The sequence below is a fragment of the Dermacoccus sp. PE3 genome (assembly GCF_001021715.1).
Lineage (GTDB): Bacteria > Actinomycetota > Actinomycetes > Actinomycetales > Dermatophilaceae > Dermacoccus > Dermacoccus abyssi.
The window spans coordinates 1,028,809-1,044,360 of sequence record NZ_LDCM01000001.1; the positions used below are offsets into that span (position 1 = coordinate 1,028,809).

General features: G+C 68.7%; 15 protein-coding genes. 7 read left to right on the forward strand and 8 right to left on the reverse strand.

Annotation, left to right across the window (positions count from 1 at the left end):
* Nucleotides 1-64: 64 nt before the first annotated feature.
* From AA983_RS04975 to AA983_RS04985, 3 genes are read right to left on the reverse strand one after another with little or no spacing between them, the layout of a single operon-like run.
* The gene (locus AA983_RS04975; RefSeq protein ID WP_047310947.1) at nt 65-1,333 is read right to left on the reverse strand and encodes a hydroxyacid-oxoacid transhydrogenase; all 1,269 of its coding nucleotides are present in this window, start codon (nt 1,331-1,333) and stop codon (nt 65-67) included.
* Between the two features lie 55 nt (nt 1,334-1,388).
* On the reverse strand, nt 1,389-1,826 hold the full coding sequence (locus AA983_RS04980; protein WP_047311267.1) for a VOC family protein: 438 nt from the start codon (nt 1,824-1,826) through the stop codon (nt 1,389-1,391).
* A gap of 31 nt (nt 1,827-1,857) precedes the next feature.
* Nucleotides 1,858-2,793: a hypothetical protein gene (locus AA983_RS04985; protein WP_052946869.1), complete on the reverse strand. Its 936-nt coding sequence runs from the start codon at nt 2,791-2,793 to the stop codon at nt 1,858-1,860.
* A 130-nt stretch (nt 2,794-2,923) separates the two neighbouring features.
* Here AA983_RS04985 and AA983_RS14680 point away from each other — a divergent pair, with 130 nt between their 5' ends.
* Both AA983_RS14680 and AA983_RS04995 read left to right on the forward strand, forming a co-directional pair.
* Nucleotides 2,924-4,294: a hypothetical protein gene (locus tag AA983_RS14680; RefSeq protein WP_052946870.1), complete on the forward strand. Its 1,371-nt coding sequence runs from the start codon at nt 2,924-2,926 to the stop codon at nt 4,292-4,294.
* A 62-nt stretch (nt 4,295-4,356) separates the two neighbouring features.
* Nucleotides 4,357-5,046, forward strand: coding sequence for an HAD family hydrolase (locus AA983_RS04995; RefSeq protein WP_047310948.1), 690 nt, complete (start codon nt 4,357-4,359; stop codon nt 5,044-5,046).
* A gap of 3 nt (nt 5,047-5,049) precedes the next feature.
* Here the strand turns inward: AA983_RS04995 and AA983_RS05000 are convergent, their stop codons facing one another.
* Entirely contained in the window at nt 5,050-5,292 is a 243-nt protein-coding gene (locus tag AA983_RS05000) for a hypothetical protein (protein WP_047310949.1), read from the reverse strand.
* Between AA983_RS05000 and AA983_RS05005 the strand changes: the two genes are divergently transcribed.
* Both AA983_RS05005 and AA983_RS05010 read left to right on the forward strand, forming a co-directional pair.
* Nucleotides 5,291-6,826 (forward strand): amino acid permease, encoded by a 1,536-nt coding sequence (locus tag AA983_RS05005; RefSeq protein WP_052946919.1) that lies wholly within the window; start codon nt 5,291-5,293, stop codon nt 6,824-6,826. The two genes, AA983_RS05000 and AA983_RS05005, sit on opposite strands and share 2 nt — an antisense overlap.
* Nucleotides 6,827-6,896: 70 nt before the next feature.
* Nucleotides 6,897-7,421 carry a DUF1697 domain-containing protein gene (locus AA983_RS05010; protein WP_047310950.1) on the forward strand — a complete coding sequence of 175 codons (525 nt, stop codon included), beginning with the start codon at nt 6,897-6,899 and terminating at the stop codon, nt 7,419-7,421.
* On the opposite strand, the gene AA983_RS05015 is transcribed toward AA983_RS05010, so the two are convergent.
* Nucleotides 7,412-8,794: a threonine/serine exporter ThrE family protein gene (locus AA983_RS05015; protein ID WP_047310951.1), complete on the reverse strand. Its 1,383-nt coding sequence runs from the start codon at nt 8,792-8,794 to the stop codon at nt 7,412-7,414. The two genes, AA983_RS05010 and AA983_RS05015, sit on opposite strands and share 10 nt — an antisense overlap.
* Nucleotides 8,795-8,940: 146 nt before the next feature.
* Here AA983_RS05015 and AA983_RS05020 point away from each other — a divergent pair, with 146 nt between their 5' ends.
* Both AA983_RS05020 and AA983_RS05025 read left to right on the forward strand, forming a co-directional pair.
* Entirely contained in the window at nt 8,941-9,540 is a 600-nt protein-coding gene (locus tag AA983_RS05020; protein WP_047310952.1) for a TIGR00730 family Rossman fold protein, read from the forward strand.
* Between the two features lie 26 nt (nt 9,541-9,566).
* Complete coding sequence (locus AA983_RS05025) at nt 9,567-10,511, forward strand: AAA family ATPase (protein WP_231579525.1); 945 nt, start codon at nt 9,567-9,569, stop codon at nt 10,509-10,511.
* A gap of 50 nt (nt 10,512-10,561) precedes the next feature.
* On the opposite strand, the gene AA983_RS14685 is transcribed toward AA983_RS05025, so the two are convergent.
* From AA983_RS14685 to AA983_RS05040, 3 genes are all read right to left on the reverse strand, one after another.
* Complete coding sequence (locus tag AA983_RS14685; protein ID WP_052946871.1) at nt 10,562-11,974, reverse strand: GH25 family lysozyme; 1,413 nt, start codon at nt 11,972-11,974, stop codon at nt 10,562-10,564.
* Nucleotides 11,975-12,198: 224 nt separating this feature from the next.
* A complete protein-coding gene (locus AA983_RS05035) occupies nt 12,199-14,463 on the reverse strand; it encodes a hypothetical protein (protein ID WP_156170177.1) in 2,265 nt (754 codons plus the stop codon).
* A gap of 116 nt (nt 14,464-14,579) precedes the next feature.
* Complete coding sequence (locus AA983_RS05040; RefSeq protein WP_047310954.1) at nt 14,580-15,008, reverse strand: DUF6918 family protein; 429 nt, start codon at nt 15,006-15,008, stop codon at nt 14,580-14,582.
* A 138-nt stretch (nt 15,009-15,146) separates the two neighbouring features.
* On the opposite strand from AA983_RS05040, the gene AA983_RS05045 reads away from it, so the two are divergent.
* Nucleotides 15,147-15,536: a VOC family protein gene (locus AA983_RS05045; protein ID WP_047310955.1), complete on the forward strand. Its 390-nt coding sequence runs from the start codon at nt 15,147-15,149 to the stop codon at nt 15,534-15,536.
* Nucleotides 15,537-15,552: the final 16 nt, after the last annotated feature.

The following is a 15,552-nucleotide window of genomic DNA, read 5'->3' on the forward strand; positions in this document are numbered from 1 at the left end:
GTAGCGGCAGACACTGCCCAACCGCAGGAAACCCTGCCCAACGAGCGTCAGGGCTAGAGCTGACTCACCAGAGCGTCATCGACTCCCGCAGAACGCGCTCGACGTCGGCCTCCGTGATCTCGACCGGCGCGGTGGCGAGCAGGCGCTGCTGCTTCATCGTGCCCTCGGCGAGCTTGGCCACGTCGTTCTCCGAGTAACCGACGGCCGCGAGGCCGTTGGGGAAGTCGATGTCGCGCATGAGCCGACGCAGGGCATCCGGCAGCGCGTCGCGGCCGAGGTCGCTCACCGACGTGTCGGGCTCGAGCAGCGCCGCCATCTCGTGGTGACGCTCCGGGTTCGCGGGGTAGAGCAGCGCGAACGCCGCCGGCGCCGTCAGCGCAACCGCCATCCCGTGCGGCACCATCGCGTGATTGGCGTCGTACCCGTCGGGTCGGAAGTCGCGCACCATGCCGGCGATCGGATAGGCGTTAGCGTGCGGCAGGTGCACGCCCGCGTTGCCGAAACCCATGCCCGCGAACGTCGCCGCGAGCGCCACGGCCCCGCGCGCCTCGGCGTCGTGGCCGTTCTCGACGGCGGTGCGGAACGAGCCGGCGAGCAGGCGTACGGCCTCGCGCGACCACATGTCGCTGATCGGGTTGGCGCCGCAGTACGGCACCCGCTCGGACGCTTCCTTGCGGGCGAACTCGGTGTACGGCTTCGCCGTGTAGCTCTCGAGGGCGTGACACAGGATATCCATGCCCGACGCCGCCGTCACGCCTGCCGGCTGGCTCATCGTGAGGTCCGGGTCGATGACGGCCATGCGCGGGCGCAACGCGGGGTGACTGATGCCGGTCTTGACGTTCTGCTCGAGCACGTCGAGGACGCAGATCGTCGTGGACTCGCTGCCCGTGCCCGTCGTCGTCGGGACGGCGATGAGGGGCACGAGCGGCTTCGTCGGGTTCGCGCCCCCTCCGACGGGCGCGTTGACGTAGTCCATCAGCTCGCCGTCGTTCGTCGTCATGAGGTTGATGGCCTTGGCGGTGTCGATGCTCGACCCGCCCCCGACCGCGACGATGACGTCCCACGGGCCGTGCTGGCGCGCCCACGCGGTGGCTTCCTCGAGGGAGGCGTCCGTCGGTTCGACGTGCGAGTCGGTGAAGACGTCGACCCGCAACCCCGACGTTTCCAGCGCCTCCACGACCGGGGTGACGATGCCCGCGGCGGCCACGCCGGGGTCGCTCACGACGGCGGCGGTGCGGGCGCCCAGCGTCGTCGCGTCGTGGCCGAGTTCGGTGACAGCTCCGGTGCCGTACTTCAGGTGCGGGCTGCCGTAGGTGAAGATCGTCTCGCTCATGGCACCGACGCTACGCGCGAGGCGAGCGCGTACACGGGTATCGGACCCCGGAAATTCAGCGCTTCGTCAGGTCCTCGGCCAACATGACGAGGATGCCGCTCGGCCCGCGCACGTAGGTGAGCGCGAAGACGTCCTGGTAGTTCGCGACGCCACGCAACGGGTGGCAGCCGTGCCGCGCGGCGACGGCGAGCGCTTCGTCGAGGTCGTCGACGCGGAACGCCACACGGTGCATCCCGTTCTCGTGCGGCAGCGTCGGCTCGGTCGCGATCGCGTCGGGGTGGAGGTACTCGAACAGTTCGATGCGCCCCGAGCCGTCCGGCACCTCGAGCAGGGCGATCTTGGCGTGGTTGCCGTCGAGGCCGACTGCGGTGTCGGCCCATTCGCCGCTGACCTCGCCACGCCCGACGACGTTCAGGCCGAGGTCGGTGAAGAAGGCGACGGCGGCGTCGAGGTCGCCGACGGCAATGCCGACGTTGTCCAGGGAGATGGCCATGAGCGACACGCTACCGAGGGGCGGCTGTTCCTCACGGTTCCTCGGGCGGACGCTCGTCGCCTGCTCGGGTGGAGCCGGTGCGCTGTGCGGCACCAGGCATGTCGCCTAGGCGCTCGCGTCGTCGGGCCTGGCGTGCCACCCGCGCTTGGGCGCGCTCGAGCGGCAGCTCCTGACGACGCACGCGCGCCGCCTTCATCTGCTCCCGCACCGCCTCGCGCATCTGCTCGCGTGGGTAGGGGCGGCCGCCGATGATGTCGCGGATGGCGTTCCAGCGCGCGTCGTACGTCGCGTCGAACCGACGCTCGGCCCGTCGCGCGAGCCATCCGTCCTTCTTGTAGCGCCGCTGCGCCCACCACGACCCCGGCTTCGCCACGCGCACGGCGCCGATGATCCCGACGAGCGGCACGAAGACGCCGACGAGGCCGGTGGGCAGCTTGCCCTTGAGAATCGTCACGACGACGAAGCCGAGGTTGACGATGCCGAGCGCCGACAGCAGTGCACCGGGCAGGTCGTCGCCGGTGGGCACGACGTCGAGCGGGTTGGCACCGATGACGAGCGCCGCGGTGATCGTCACCGCGACGATGAGCGCCGTCACCGACTGACGTCCCTCCTCCTGCCAGTACACGTCGTCGAGGTGGAGCCACATGGCGAACTCGTCGAGCGTGAGCGCCGCGCCCATGCCGAACAGGGCCGCGAGGACGTTGAGCGCGAGCCCCCGCTCGGGCATGTAGGTGATGAGCAGCAGACCGCTGAAGAGCACCATGAGGATGCCCCACACCTGGTGGTGCACGTGGATGCCGGCGACGACGATGTTGCGGATGAGCCCGGGTTCGGCGTTCTCCTTGAGGTAGGCCTCGGCGCGGTCGGCCTTGTGGCGGATGTAGCGCGTCGTCGTGCGGGTGGCCGCCGTCGTGAAGACGAACGCGATGAGCAGCCACAGGACGGCGTGGCGGCTCGGGTCGATCATGCTGCCATCGTAGGTCGGGGGCGAGTTGTGGCCCGCTACGGCGCGTGTGGGCCGAACCGCTCCGTAGCGGGGGCGGGGCGGATATTCTCGCGGCATCGGACCGACCGAGCACCACCGACGGGGGAGCGTCATGAGCGACAACGACTGGACCAAGCACGAGCAGGGCACGCCCGGGCAGGAGGACGACGCGACGCGTCAGTGGGGTGCCTCGCCGGCTCAGGGGAGCAACAACGCCGAGGCCCCGCACGACTCGTCCGAAGAGCGCACCCGCGCGTTCACCGCCCCCAACGAGTCAGGCGCCCAGAACACCGGCGCGACGGGACAGAACGACTCCTCGGAGGACCGCACGCGGGCCTTCACCGCTCCCAACGAGTCGGGCACCCAGAATGCCGGTGACCAGGCTCAGTACGGTTCGGCTCCCGCGGCGGGTGGGCAGAACGGGCAGCAGCAGGGTGGACAGTACGGCCAGTCTCCCTACGGCGCCAACGCTCAGGGCCAGCAGTACGGGCAGAACAACTCGTCGATCGGTCAGGGCTTCTCGAACGGACAGAACCAGTACGGCTCGCCCCAGTACGGCTCGGAGCCCCAAGGCGATGCGGGCTACGGCTCGTCGAGCCCGCAGAGCAACCAGAACCGGTACGACTCCGCCCCGCCGTCGAGTGGTCAGTACGGTCAGAACTCCTACGGTTCGACGCCGCAGGCTGGCCAGTACGGTCAGCCCAACCAGACCGAGAACGCGCAGTACGGCCAGAACCCCCAGGGTGCGAACTCGTCGATCGGCCAGGGCTTCTCGACCCATCAGAACCAGCACGACTCCGCCCCGCAGGGCGGCGGTCAGTACGGCCAGAACCAGTACGACTCAGCGCCCCAGGGCGGTGCGGGGTACGGCTCGTCGAGCCCGCAGGGAAACCAGAACCAGTACAACTCGTCCCCGCAGGGCGGGCAGTACGGCCAGAACCAGTACGGCTTCCCGGGTCAGAGCGGGCAGGGCCACCAGAACGGTCAGCCCGGCCACAACGGACAGTACGGCCAGAACAACGCCTGGCAGGGCGGTGACGCGAACAACGCGAACAGCCCGTTCGGTGCCGGTGGCCAGGGTGCTGCCGCAGCCCTGCAGGTGAAGAACACGGACGGGTCGCTGCGCATCGGGCGCGTCGGCCTGCTCGCCTCCCTCGCGGCGCAGTTCTTCGTCATCATCGGCTGCCTCGGCCCGTGGGCCAGCGTGTGGGGCAGCTCGGTCTCGGGCATGAACGGCGACGGCGTCATCGTCCTGCTGCTGTCGCTCGCCATCATCGGCCTCGGTGTCGCGCACTTGCTCGGCAAGGTTCCGGCGAAGTTCCTGTGGGGCATCGTGGTCGCCGCTACGATCTCCTTCATCGTCGGGCTCATCGACTACGGCAATGTCAGTGACGTCGCGTCGGTGGGCTGGGGCCTCGTGTTCGTCATCTTCTTCTCGCTCGTCTCCGGCGGCGCCGCGGCCCTCGCGGCTCTGCGCGACTGACGCCGTCACCCCTTCGGGCGTCCTGCCTTGCCGGGCGACCCGAAGGGCGGTTGGCTGATCGCATGAGTACGCACGATGAGGCCGCGGAGGCCATCGACACCGTCCTGTTCGACGTCGACGGCACGCTGATCGATTCCACCTACCACCACGCCGTCGCGTGGTCGCGCGCCTTCGCGCAGCACGACCTCCACCCGCCGATGTGGCGCATCCACCGCGCCGTGGGCATGGGCGGCGACCAGCTCGTGCCGAGCGTCGTCGGCGACGACGTCGAGGAGCGCCTCGGCGACGAACTGCGCACCGCGTGGGAGGGCGAGTACCGCCAGATGCTGCCAGACGTGCGGGCCTTCGACGGCGCGGCCGACGCCGTGCGGGCCGTGCAGGAGAAGGGCTACAAGGTGGCGCTCGCGAGCTCGGGTAAGAGTGAGTTCACGGACGCCGCGCTCGAGAAGCTCGGGCTCACGCGGGACGACGTCGACGCCGTCACCTCCTCCGACGACGCGGACAACAGCAAACCGGAGCCGGACATCCTCGTCGCGGCACTCGAGGAGGCCGGTGGCCGACGCGGTGTGCTCGTCGGTGACGCCACCTGGGACGCCGAATCGGCCGGTCGCGTGCCGCAGCCGGGCATGCTCTGCGTCGCCGTCCGCACCGGCGGTTTCTCCGCCGCAGAGCTGAAGGACGCGGGCGCGGTGGGCGTGTACGACGCCGTCACCAACCTGCGCGACGGTGCGTGGATCGACGAACTCGCCTGAGGCTCACGGGTTGTCACCGGTGCGTGGCATGGTGTGACGCATGGCCGACCTCACCGAACCCTGCCCCAACTGCGGAAGGATGATGCGCTGGGAAACCTCCCACGAACGCTGCGACGGCTGCGGCTGGATCCGCCCGTGCTGCGAGGGCGCCCCCTGCCCGAGCTGACGCCGCACGCCGTCACGACGTGAGCCGATCGTGGCGTTCGAGTGGTGTTCACCGCCGCTGAGGAGGAAGGTGGACGCCATGTCGACTCACGAAGGCGGTGACGAACGCAGTTCGTCACCGAGTCCAGAGCAGCAGAACGACACCCGCCACGACGAGCCGGTGCGCACGTGCGCGTCGCCCCCGGAGGGGCCCGCGACGAGCACCGAGCCGGGCGCCGACCACCTCGAATCCGGCCTCAAGCCGCGTCACGTCACGATGATCTCCATCGCCGGCGTCATCGGCGCGGGCCTGTTCGTCGGGTCGGCGAACGCGATCAAACTGGCCGGGCCCGCCGCCATCATCAGCTACGCGGCTGCAGGTCTCGTCGTCGTCCTCGTCATGCGGATGCTGGGCGAGATGGCCACGGTCAACCCCGACACCGGGTCGTTCAGCGTCTACGCCGACCGCGCGCTCGGCAAGTGGGCGGGCTTCTCCATCGGATGGCTCTACTGGTGGGCCTGGGCGCTCATCATCCCCGTCGAGGCAACGGCCGGGGCGACGATCCTGACGAACTGGATCGACTGGCCACAGTGGGTCTTCGCCTTCCTCATCACGGCGATCCTCACGGCCACCAACCTCGTGAGCGTCGGCAACTACGGCGAGTTCGAGTTCTGGTTCGCCCTCGTCAAGGTTGTCGTCATCATCGCGTTCATCGCCGTCGGCCTCCTCGCGATCCTCGGCCTGCTGCCGACGAGTGACGTCTCGGGCCTTTCCGGCCTCACGGCCAACGGCTTCTTCGGCGACGGCCTCGGCGGCATCTTCGCCGCCATGCTCACGACGACCACCACCTACCTCGGCACGGAGATCGTGACGATCGCCGCGGCCGAGTCGAAGAACCCCGTCAGCGGCATTCGCCGCGCGGTCAACAGCGTTATCTGGCGCATCTCGATCTTCTACCTGGGCTCGATCTTCGTCGTCGTGGCTCTCGTCAACTGGCGCAGCCCGCAGCTCGCGGAGGTCGGTTCGTACCAGTTCACCCTCGAGACGATCGGCCTCGGGCAACTGACGACGGTCCTCGACCTCGCGATCCTCACCGCCGTCGCGAGCTGCCTCAACTCAGCGCTCTACACTGCGAGCCGCATGGCGTTCAGCCTCGGCCAACGCGGTGACGCTCCCGGCGCGTTCGGACGGACGAACAGCCGAGGCGTTCCTGTCGCGGCGATCCTCGCGAGCGTCGTCGTCGGCTTCGTCTGCGTCGGACTCAACTACGTCCTGCCGGACAAGATCTTCGGCTACCTCTTGTCGACGGCCGGCTGCGCGGCGCTCTTCGTGTACCTGTGCATCTCGTTCACGCAGCTGCGCTCGCGCCGTGCGATGGATGCCGCCGGCGTGGCCGTCCGGGTTCGCATGTGGCTCTTTCCGGGCCTCACGTACGCGACGATCGCGTTCATCGTCCTCGTGCTCGTCATGATGGCGTTCGACTCGGAGCAGAGCCAGAACCTGTGGTTCAGCCTCGCCGTGGCCACCGTCGTCCTCGTGGCGTCGTTCGTGCGTCACGGGTTCAGCGGCGGTAGCGACCGCGAGATCGTCGAGGCCGCCGAGGAGGGCATCGCCGAGACCTCCGATTCCGTCTGACGACTGACGACTGACGACTGGCGGCGGCACGGCGCCCCCACCGTCCGCTGCGACGGGGCAGACTCGACCCATGAGCACCTACGTCATGTTCCTGCGCGGCATCAACGTCGGCGGCATTCGCGTGCCGATGCCCGAGTTGCGGAAGGTGCTCGCCGACGCGGGGTGCCGCGACGTGACGACGTGGCTCGCCACGGGCAACGTCCGCCTCGACTTCGACGGCAGTGCCGAGGAGCTCAAGCAGGTGGCCGAGCAGGCCATCGGGGACGCGTTCGACTACGAGGCGTACGTGCTCGTGCGTGACGCCGAGTCGCTGCGCGAGCTCGTCGAGAGCTGGCCGTTCACGCCCGACGAGGCCCACCACCGCTACGTCGTGCTCGGGGGAGGCGCCGCGTTCGAGGCCGCCCAGGCCGCCATCGACGCCTCGCCCCACGACGAGCACGTCGCGGTCTTCGGCGACGACCTCTACTGGCGCTGCCTCAAGGGTTCGACGACGTCGACGCCCGTGGCCAAGCTGCTGGCGAAGCGCGAGTACAAGGCGACGACGACCACGCGCAACCTCAACACCCTCGAGAAGATGGTGCCCGATCAGGCCTGACGGTGGAAGGGGCGTCGGAAGTCGGGAGTCGTCAGGCCCTGCGCCTCGAACTCGGCCTCGGCGATCGACGTGCCGTCACGCTTCGCGAGGTGGTTGACCTGCGCTCTGCGCGCCTGCCACAGCACACGACTCGAGACGAACTGCCCCAGCACGGCGCCGGCGCCGATGGCGATGGACGTGGCAAGGCCCTCGAAGAGATGGGCCGCCGCACTGGCATCGTGGTTCACGAACCCGGCCAGAGCCTGGTAGAAGGCCATTCCCGGCACGAGGGGGATGACGGCGATGTCGAGGGCCCCCGAGGCAGGCCAGTTCATGGGGCGAGCGAGGAGGACCGTGAGGATGCCGAGCACAGTAGCGGCGGCCGCCGTAGAACTCATGCCCGAGACACCCGAGCGATCGGACACGGTGTAGACGAGGTGCCCGAGGGCGCCGAGGAGGGAGAACAGAACGATGCTGCGCGGCCCCGCCTGGCAGTACACGGCGTAACCGGCGGCGATGAGGACGGCAGCGACCGACGTCTGGGAGAGATCCAACGCCGGCTGCACGGCGGTCAGTTCGAGCGATTGTCCCGCCTTCTCGGCGAGGGTGAGGCCACCCATCGTCCCGACGACGAGTCCCGTGGTGAGCAGGGCGGCTTCGATGAGTCGGCCACATGCGGTCAGGAGCCAGCCGGTGAGGAGATCCTGCACGGCGCTCACGGAAGCGCTGCCGACAAGTTGCGTGACGATGGACGCCGTGATGACGACACCGGGCTGCGTGAGCGGTGTCAAGGCGAGCGCGAGGCTGGCTGCACCGACGGCGAGGACGCTGCTCAGCACACGCGCGTAGAACGGGGGGAGCATGATGCGGCTCGCACCGGTCGAGAGGAACTCGGTGAGCACCGCCGTCGCGGCGGCCACGAGTGCAGCGGCGAGATCCGCCCCGAGCAACCACGCGAACCCCATCGCCATGAGGAAGGCCCCCATCAACCGGAGGGTCAGAGGAGAGCGACCGTGGTCGATGATGAAGTTGAGCTTCTCGAACGCTTCCAGAACACGGACGCGCCCCGTCACCGTCTCCCCCACGAGGTCCTCGATGGCCGTCAACGTGGGGATGTCGAGTTCGACGGATCCCACGTTCTTGACGAGGGTCACCGGTTGCAGTGTCTCGGACGGTACGTAGCCCAGCGTGATCTGCCCCATCGTCACGTTGACCGTGCAGTCGGGGTAACCGTTGGTGCGCGCCAGTGCGAGGAGGGCCCGTGTGACGACCTCCGAGGACGCGCCATTGCGCAGGAGTGACTCCCCGATCCGCAGAGCGAAGGAGAAGAGGTCGTCAGCGCTCGCCGTCGCTGAACTGCGCGCTGTGCGCTCGGGAGGGCTGGAACTGGGCAAGGATGTCACCGTCTCGACGAAGGTTGGGTCGGCCGGGGTGCCGTGGCATGCCGCGGCACTGGAGTCGTGGTTGTCGGCCTCATCGCAAGGGTAGGGCGACGACGCAGCATCGGGTCGTGTCGGACCGGCCCGTTAGGGTGTGCCGCATGTCGACGTCATCCCAATCACCGCTTCGCAGCGTCGCCGTCTTCTGCGGCTCCACGCCGGGCAAGAATCCCGGCCTCATGGACGCCGCCTACGAGGCGGGGCGTGTCATCGCCGAGCGCGATCTCGTGCTCGTCTACGGCGCCGGTGGCGGCGGGCTCATGGGTGCTTTGAGCCAGGGCGCCCTCGATGCCGGCGGCGAGGTCGTCGGGTTCATCCCGACGCTCATGGTCGAGCGCGAGTGGGGCCGCGTCGACCTCACCGAGTTCCACGAGGTCGACACGATGCACACCCGCAAGGCAGGCATGGCCGAGCGGGCCGACGCCTTCCTCGCCCTGCCCGGCGGCCTCGGCACGCTCGAGGAGATCTTCGAGGTGTGGACCTGGGGCACCATCGGTTACCACTCGAAGCCCGTCGGCTTCCTCGACGTCGACGGTTTCTGGCGGCCGCTGCTCGACGCGCTGCGGGGCATCAGTGACGCAGGGTTCGTGCGCGGCAGCGTCATCGACGACGCCGTCGTCGAGCCGACCATCGAGCGGGCCCTCGACGCCCTCGCCGCGCGATGCACGGTGACCGGCCAAGAACTGCGCCCCGGTTTCTGAGCGCGGTCGCCTCAAGGAGGGGTCTCATGAGTGACGAGGAGTGGGTGCGCTCGCGCCTTCCCGTGCGCACCATCGAGGCCTGGCCGGAGGTCCGCGAGCGGCTCATCGCGCACTCGCTCGAGGACGATGAGGTCGTCGAGTGGCCCGGCGAAGAAGCCGTCGACTCACCCGAGACCGCCGGGACGCCCGAGCCGGCAGCGGCCGAGCAGGCCGCCGAACCCGACGACGGCCTCACCGACTCCCAACGTCAGTGGTTGTCGCTGGAGGAGCCCGAAGAGGACGAGTCCGAAGCGCCGCTCGAACCCGGCTACCACTGGTGGGAGGGCATCCCCGCCGTCCGTCAGTTCCTGCTCGAGGGGTTCACGCCCGGCCCCGCAACGGTGCTGCTCGGCGAGAACGGCAGCGGCAAGTCGACGCTCGCCGAGGGCATCGCCATGGCCTACGGCCCTGCGCCCGAGGGCGGTTCGACGGGCAGCAGGCACCGCACGCGCAACACCGAGGCCGGTCTCGGTGATCAGCTGCACATCGTGCGCAACGCCGGTGCGGGCAAGGGCGGCTACTTCCTGCGCGCCGAGACGATGCACTCGTTCTTCAGTTACCTCGAGGACAACCCGGGCAATGATCCCGAGGAGCCGCTCTTCCACCAGCTCAGCCACGGCGAGTCGTTCGTCGCGCTCGTGGAACTAAGGTTCAAGCCGAAGCGGCCCGGCCTCTACGTGCTCGACGAGCCGGAGTCAGCCTTGTCGTTCGACAACCAGCTGCGCCTCCTGCGTCACCTCACCGCGCTCATGGGCACGGGCAGGCACCAGATCCTGCTCGCCACCCATTCACCGATCCTCGCGGCGCTGCCAGGCGCCACCATCATCGAACTCGACGATCGGGGCTTCCGCGAGGTCGATCACGACGACGCCGGGCTCGTGCGGCAGTGGCGTCACTTCATGAACGATCCGGCTTCGTTCCTCGAGTCCTGACGCAGGCGAGCGGCGCCCGAGCGAAGGCCCGGGCGCCGCTCACGCGGGGATCAGAGCTTGCCGGTGGTCGCGTAGGCACGCAGCTGCGTCAGCGAGCCGTTGAAGATGTTCGTGTCGTAGCCCTTCGCATCCAGCGCGGCGTTCTGCCAGATCGCGTGCTTGCGGTTCTGTGACGACCACATGGTCGGCAGCGGGCCGACCGAACTGCTGTAGCGCGCGAGCCACAACGGGTTCTGGGCGAGAACGGAATCCTTGACGACGACGGCCTGCTGCGTCGTTCCGGTCTGCGGGAGCGTCCCGTTCGAACCTGCGGCACTCGCATCGGTGCCGACGCAGCGGTTCCACCAGATCGAGGCGGTGTAGATCATCGGGTTCACGCCGGTACGCGTGCGGTACTGGGTGACGAAGTCGTTGATCCACGTGCGCATCTGCGTCTGGGTCATGTCGAAACACATGGAGCCGTAGGGGTTCCACTCCATGTCGAGGGCCCCGGGCAGGGTCTTGCCGTCGTTCGACCACCCACCGCCGTTCGACACGAAGAAGTCGGCCTGCTGCGCTCCGGTGGCGGACGAGGGATTCGCGAAGTGGTAGGCGCCGCGGATGATGCCGTTGTCGTACGCGCCGGTGTACTGCGAGGCGAACTTGGGGTTCTTGTAGTAGTCGCCCTCGGTGGCCTTGGTGTAGAGGAAGGCCACCCCGGCTTCCTTCCACCCGGCCCAGTCGGACAGGACCGTGTGGCCGCTGATGTCGATGCCTGCGACGCTGGTCGGCTCGCTCGGCGTCACATCGCCGCTCGGGGGCGTGACGACGGTGGTGCCGCCGGTGGTGGCATCGGTGGTCGGGTTGGTCGGGATGGGCTTGACGACACCGAGCGAGGGGGAGGTCACGTTCGGCTTCTGCGAGATCTCGATGTGGCCGGAGAACAGCGGCACGCGAGAGTTGTAGTCGATCTCGTACTGCCACTTCTTCGTCACTGCGTTGAGCTTCACGCCGGAACGCCACGTCACCTTCGCGCCGAAGGTTCGTGCCTGGAGCGAGGCGACCCGCGCCTTCTCGACGGTTTCGGCTTCGGCCTTCGTGGAGTAGGAACCGTTCACCTTGAACGAGTGCGCACCGGCGATGAGCGGTGCGGGTGCGACGCCCAGCTTGGTGTCCCCGTTCCAGATGGCACGCGCCCGGTTGTAGCTCACGTCGAAGAGGTAGCCGGTCTGACGGCCGGCACCCGTACCGGCGTCGATGCGGTGGCAGGCGCCGGCCTTGATGCTCGTGCCCTTGTATTTCTTGATCGTGGAGATGGCTGACGTGCGGGCCTTCTCGCAGGCGGCCAGCGTGCTCGAGTGCGACGGCTGGTACAGCCCGTGACGGAAGGTGTAGTTGGCAGCGGCCTGTGCGGGCGCTGCGGCGGGGACGAGCAGACCGAGGCTCGCGGTGGCGAGCACGACGGAACGGGAGAATGACGGCACGGTGAGAGGCTTCCTCGTCAGGGGCGGGGGAAGAGATCCGTCGCCACGTGAATCGCAGTGGGAAGGCTGCGGATTCGAAGGTAGGGATCGCATGCGCCCAAAGAGACCCAACGGTTTGAATCGTTATCGAGGCGCGATGTGATCGAGACCGTAGCGCGACAGTCGGTAGGCAGACCGAATGGGTGGCCAGGCACCTCGGCCGACCCTTCGGGCCCTTCGGTGGCTCAGCTCGCGCTACTGGCGGCCTTCGAGGGCGGGCGCAGTTCGTAGACGGAGACCGTGGGCGAACTGAAGATCGTGGTCGTGAGGTCGGCCAACTCCGGCGAGACCCTCGACGCGCGGGAGTCGGCGTAGAGGTAGCGCACCCCGCGTGCGGCGAGAGCGTCGAGCACCTGACGATCCGGAGCCGAGAACGCTCGCTCGTTCTGGGCGAACGCCGTCGTGTCGTAGTACGGCTGGTACATGTAGCGGTAACCGCCCACACCGTTCCGGATCCGGGCGCTGGAACTGTAGGCCCAGGCCCCGATGTCGACCGGCGAACGCGTGATGGCCGACACCCAGAAACCCCGTGCATCGCAGTGATCGACGGTCACGACGGCCGCACAGTGCACGTTGGTCGCCACGAGTGACGACTCCGGGTTCGCCTGCGCAAGGGCGCGACCCGCCTCGAGTTCGTCCTCGGTGAGTGGAGAGGTGGCGGTCGGCGGATTGGCGGGCTTGACCACCGGGGCGTATTCGGGGGTCATCGTGTACGCAGTGGCAAGGACGGGGGCAGCCAGGCTGTAGCCGAGAACGGAAGCCCCCAGTGCGAGTGCGGCCCGCGGGTGCCGCTTGCGGCGCGCGAGCAACACGATGCTCACGAGGGCGAGCAGGAGGACAACACCGGCGATCGGGGCCATACGCGACATCCGAAGCGGCGCGAGGTGCTCGTAGACGGACGTGCGTTGCCACACGAGGGCCACACCGAACGAGGCGCCGCCGATGATTCCAGCGGCCAGGGCCACCGCCCGCGTGTCGGAGCGTCTGCGTGCCCCGTTGACCAACGCGACGAACCCCCAGGCGATGAAGACCGCCGACACGGGCTGCAGCCCGCGCATGAAGTAGACCTGCGACAGGGAGGGGTGAGCGAGCGCGAACATGGCCGCCACGGCTACCAGGAACATACCGATGAACATCGAGCGCGCCACGACGTCGTCGATCGCCGCCACGAAGAGGATGACTGCGTAGGTCGCGAGCAACGCCACGACGAACAGAGCGAGCACGTCGAAACCCGGCTCGCGCCCCATCTTCTGAAGTTCTCTCCACGGCCGCAGCTGGCGGGCGGTGGCACCGAGCAGGAAGATCGAACCGCCCCCGCCGCCGGCGAAGAGAGGTGCTGTCCCGAGCACGATGGCTCCGCCGACGGCGCCGAGCACGATGGGCCGGACGACACCGCGCCGGCGCCACAGCGCGTGCACGGTGACGATGCCGAGACCGCCCATGAGCGTCGGCAGGATCGACACCTTCGTACCCGGGCCCATGAGAGCGAGCAGGAGAGCCAGCGCCGCCGTCGGCACCGGGACGCGAGGCGTTCGCAGGATGATGATGACGACCCAGGTGAGAAACAGGCACAGGGGCAGGCTGAAAAGGTGCGAAGGGCTGACCCAGATGAGCGCGAACGTCGAGCCGGTGTCGATGACCTCGCTGAACAGCGCGACGGGTGGGACGGCGATGAGCACTGGAGCCAAGGCGGCGACGAGGGCAGAACGAGAAAGGGCAAGACCCATCTCGTAGGCGAGGCCGAGCGTCGCCAACCCCACGGGCAGGAACCACGCGACGACGGAGACAGCGTCGATGTCGACCCCGCTCGCAAGGCTCAGTGCGGCGCCGTGGGCGTTACTGAACCAGTGGTAGGACAAGGGTCCTTCGGCAGCTGACTGGGGATCGGTCGGCGGCACCTGATGCATGGCGAGTGCGGAGATCGCGACGTGCCACTCCATGTCCTGGTACCAGCGCAGGTGGTGGTCGAGAGGCGTGATGCGCCACAGGGTGAGTGCCAGGGAATGCAGGGCGACGGCGCTACTGACGAGGAGTGCGCCGACGGCCCACCAGCGGCTGCGGGGCGCCTCGGCAGTTTCCTGGGTGCGAGGTGCGGGGGCGAAGCGGCGGAACGCGAGTTCCCACAGGCCCGCGAACAGCGCGGGCGTTACGAGGACCAGCCAGGTCTGTCCGGTGGCGACACCGACGGCCCACCCGAGAAGTTGCGCGGCAAGGCCGGCGGTGAAGGCGACACTCAGCCGTCCCACCCGTGTGAGCGTCGGGAAGCGCCGCGTGATGACGAGCCCGGGGCCGAGGACGGTGAGGCCGTAGGCGAAGACGAGACGCGCGATGTCGGGCCAGGCGACGCCGGCTCGGTTGACGGCGAAAGCGCCGACGAGGAACGTGAATGCACCGACGGCGTCGGAGGCCTCGAGACGGCGAAGAGAGAGGGACGAGCCGGGGGAGTTCACGTGCACACCGCAGCATAAAGCGCGTCATGGCGGCATTCCGCGAGGCACGCCGTCACCCCGAACGCACCCGAGCGTCCACCGTGTCACGGTGGACGCTCGGGGCAGAAGTGGTCGATTCAGCCGGCGTGCTTCTGCAGTGTGGCGCCGATGGCGGGCAGCGATTCCTTGATGAGGTCGGCGGCCTTGCCGCGCATGCTGCCGTAGACCTTCGAGATCTGGTCGCGGCTCGTGGCCTGAGCGCGGGCGTCGGCAACCTTGAGGATGTCGGCGGTCACCTCGTCGCCGCGGCCGGCGAGGTAGGCGCCGAAGTCGCCCTGGCCGCCGAACTTCTCCCAGTACGGGTCGAAGATGGCGGTGATCTGCTCGAGGTTCTCGTTGAGCACCTTCGGCACGTCGGCCTTCTTCTTCGCAGCGGCGTAACCCGTCTTGATGGCGGCACCGGAGAGGCCGCGCTTGTTCGAGACCTCGGTGTCGATCGTCGCGGCGAGGTCGGCGGACACAGCGGGGCGCACGGCGGGGGCGAGGAGCTTCTCGGACAGAGACATGGGATGCCTTTCTGACGGGGTAAATACTGCGCTCACCATAGCCGCCGCGGGTGACAGCGCCGTCGCGGGTGAGGCGCGCGGTCGAACGCGGCTCAGCGGAACGCCGCGGTTGTCACCGGGCCGTGGCAGTCTCGACTCATGACGACGAGAACAGCGAACTTCTGCATTGACTGTGCCGACCCGCGGGCCTTGGCCCTGTGGTGGGCCGACGTGGTCGACGACTTCGAGGCCGACGAGCAGGACGAGTGGACCGACGAGGAGGCCTGGTTGGCCGGCCCCGTGGGGCGAGACCTCGTGTTTCTCAAGGTGCCCGAACCGAAGCAGGTCAAGAACCGCATGCACGTGTGCGTTCGCCCGGTCGACACCACGCGTGACGAGGAGGTTGAGCGTCTGCTCGCCCACGGCGCCACGATGGTCGACGATCTACGTCAGCCTGACGAGGGCTGGGCAGTGCTCGCCGACCCGGAGGGCAACGAGTTCTGCGTCCTCACCGCGGACGCGGAGCGCTGTGGCGTAGCTCAGGGCTGAAACGCTTGGGCCGCTC

What these genes read in the sequence shown, in the direction of transcription:
- AA983_RS04975 (WP_047310947.1), bottom strand. Translation starts at nt 1,333, where the DNA reads ATGAGCGAGACGATCTTCACCTACGGCAGCCCGCACCTGAAGTACGGC.
- AA983_RS04980 (WP_047311267.1), bottom strand. Translation starts at nt 1,826, where the DNA reads ATGGCCATCTCCCTGGACAACGTCGGCATTGCCGTCGGCGACCTCGAC.
- AA983_RS04985 (WP_052946869.1), bottom strand. Translation starts at nt 2,793, where the DNA reads ATGATCGACCCGAGCCGCCACGCCGTCCTGTGGCTGCTCATCGCGTTC.
- AA983_RS14680 (WP_052946870.1), top strand. Translation starts at nt 2,924, where the DNA reads ATGAGCGACAACGACTGGACCAAGCACGAGCAGGGCACGCCCGGGCAG.
- AA983_RS04995 (WP_047310948.1), top strand. Translation starts at nt 4,357, where the DNA reads ATGAGTACGCACGATGAGGCCGCGGAGGCCATCGACACCGTCCTGTTC.
- AA983_RS05005 (WP_052946919.1), top strand. Translation starts at nt 5,291, where the DNA reads ATGTCGACTCACGAAGGCGGTGACGAACGCAGTTCGTCACCGAGTCCA.
- AA983_RS05000 (WP_047310949.1), bottom strand. Translation starts at nt 5,292, where the DNA reads ATGGCGTCCACCTTCCTCCTCAGCGGCGGTGAACACCACTCGAACGCC.
- AA983_RS05010 (WP_047310950.1), top strand. Translation starts at nt 6,897, where the DNA reads ATGAGCACCTACGTCATGTTCCTGCGCGGCATCAACGTCGGCGGCATT.
- AA983_RS05020 (WP_047310952.1), top strand. Translation starts at nt 8,941, where the DNA reads ATGTCGACGTCATCCCAATCACCGCTTCGCAGCGTCGCCGTCTTCTGC.
- AA983_RS05025 (WP_231579525.1), top strand. Translation starts at nt 9,567, where the DNA reads ATGAGTGACGAGGAGTGGGTGCGCTCGCGCCTTCCCGTGCGCACCATC.
- AA983_RS05040 (WP_047310954.1), bottom strand. Translation starts at nt 15,008, where the DNA reads ATGTCTCTGTCCGAGAAGCTCCTCGCCCCCGCCGTGCGCCCCGCTGTG.
- AA983_RS05045 (WP_047310955.1), top strand. Translation starts at nt 15,147, where the DNA reads ATGACGACGAGAACAGCGAACTTCTGCATTGACTGTGCCGACCCGCGG.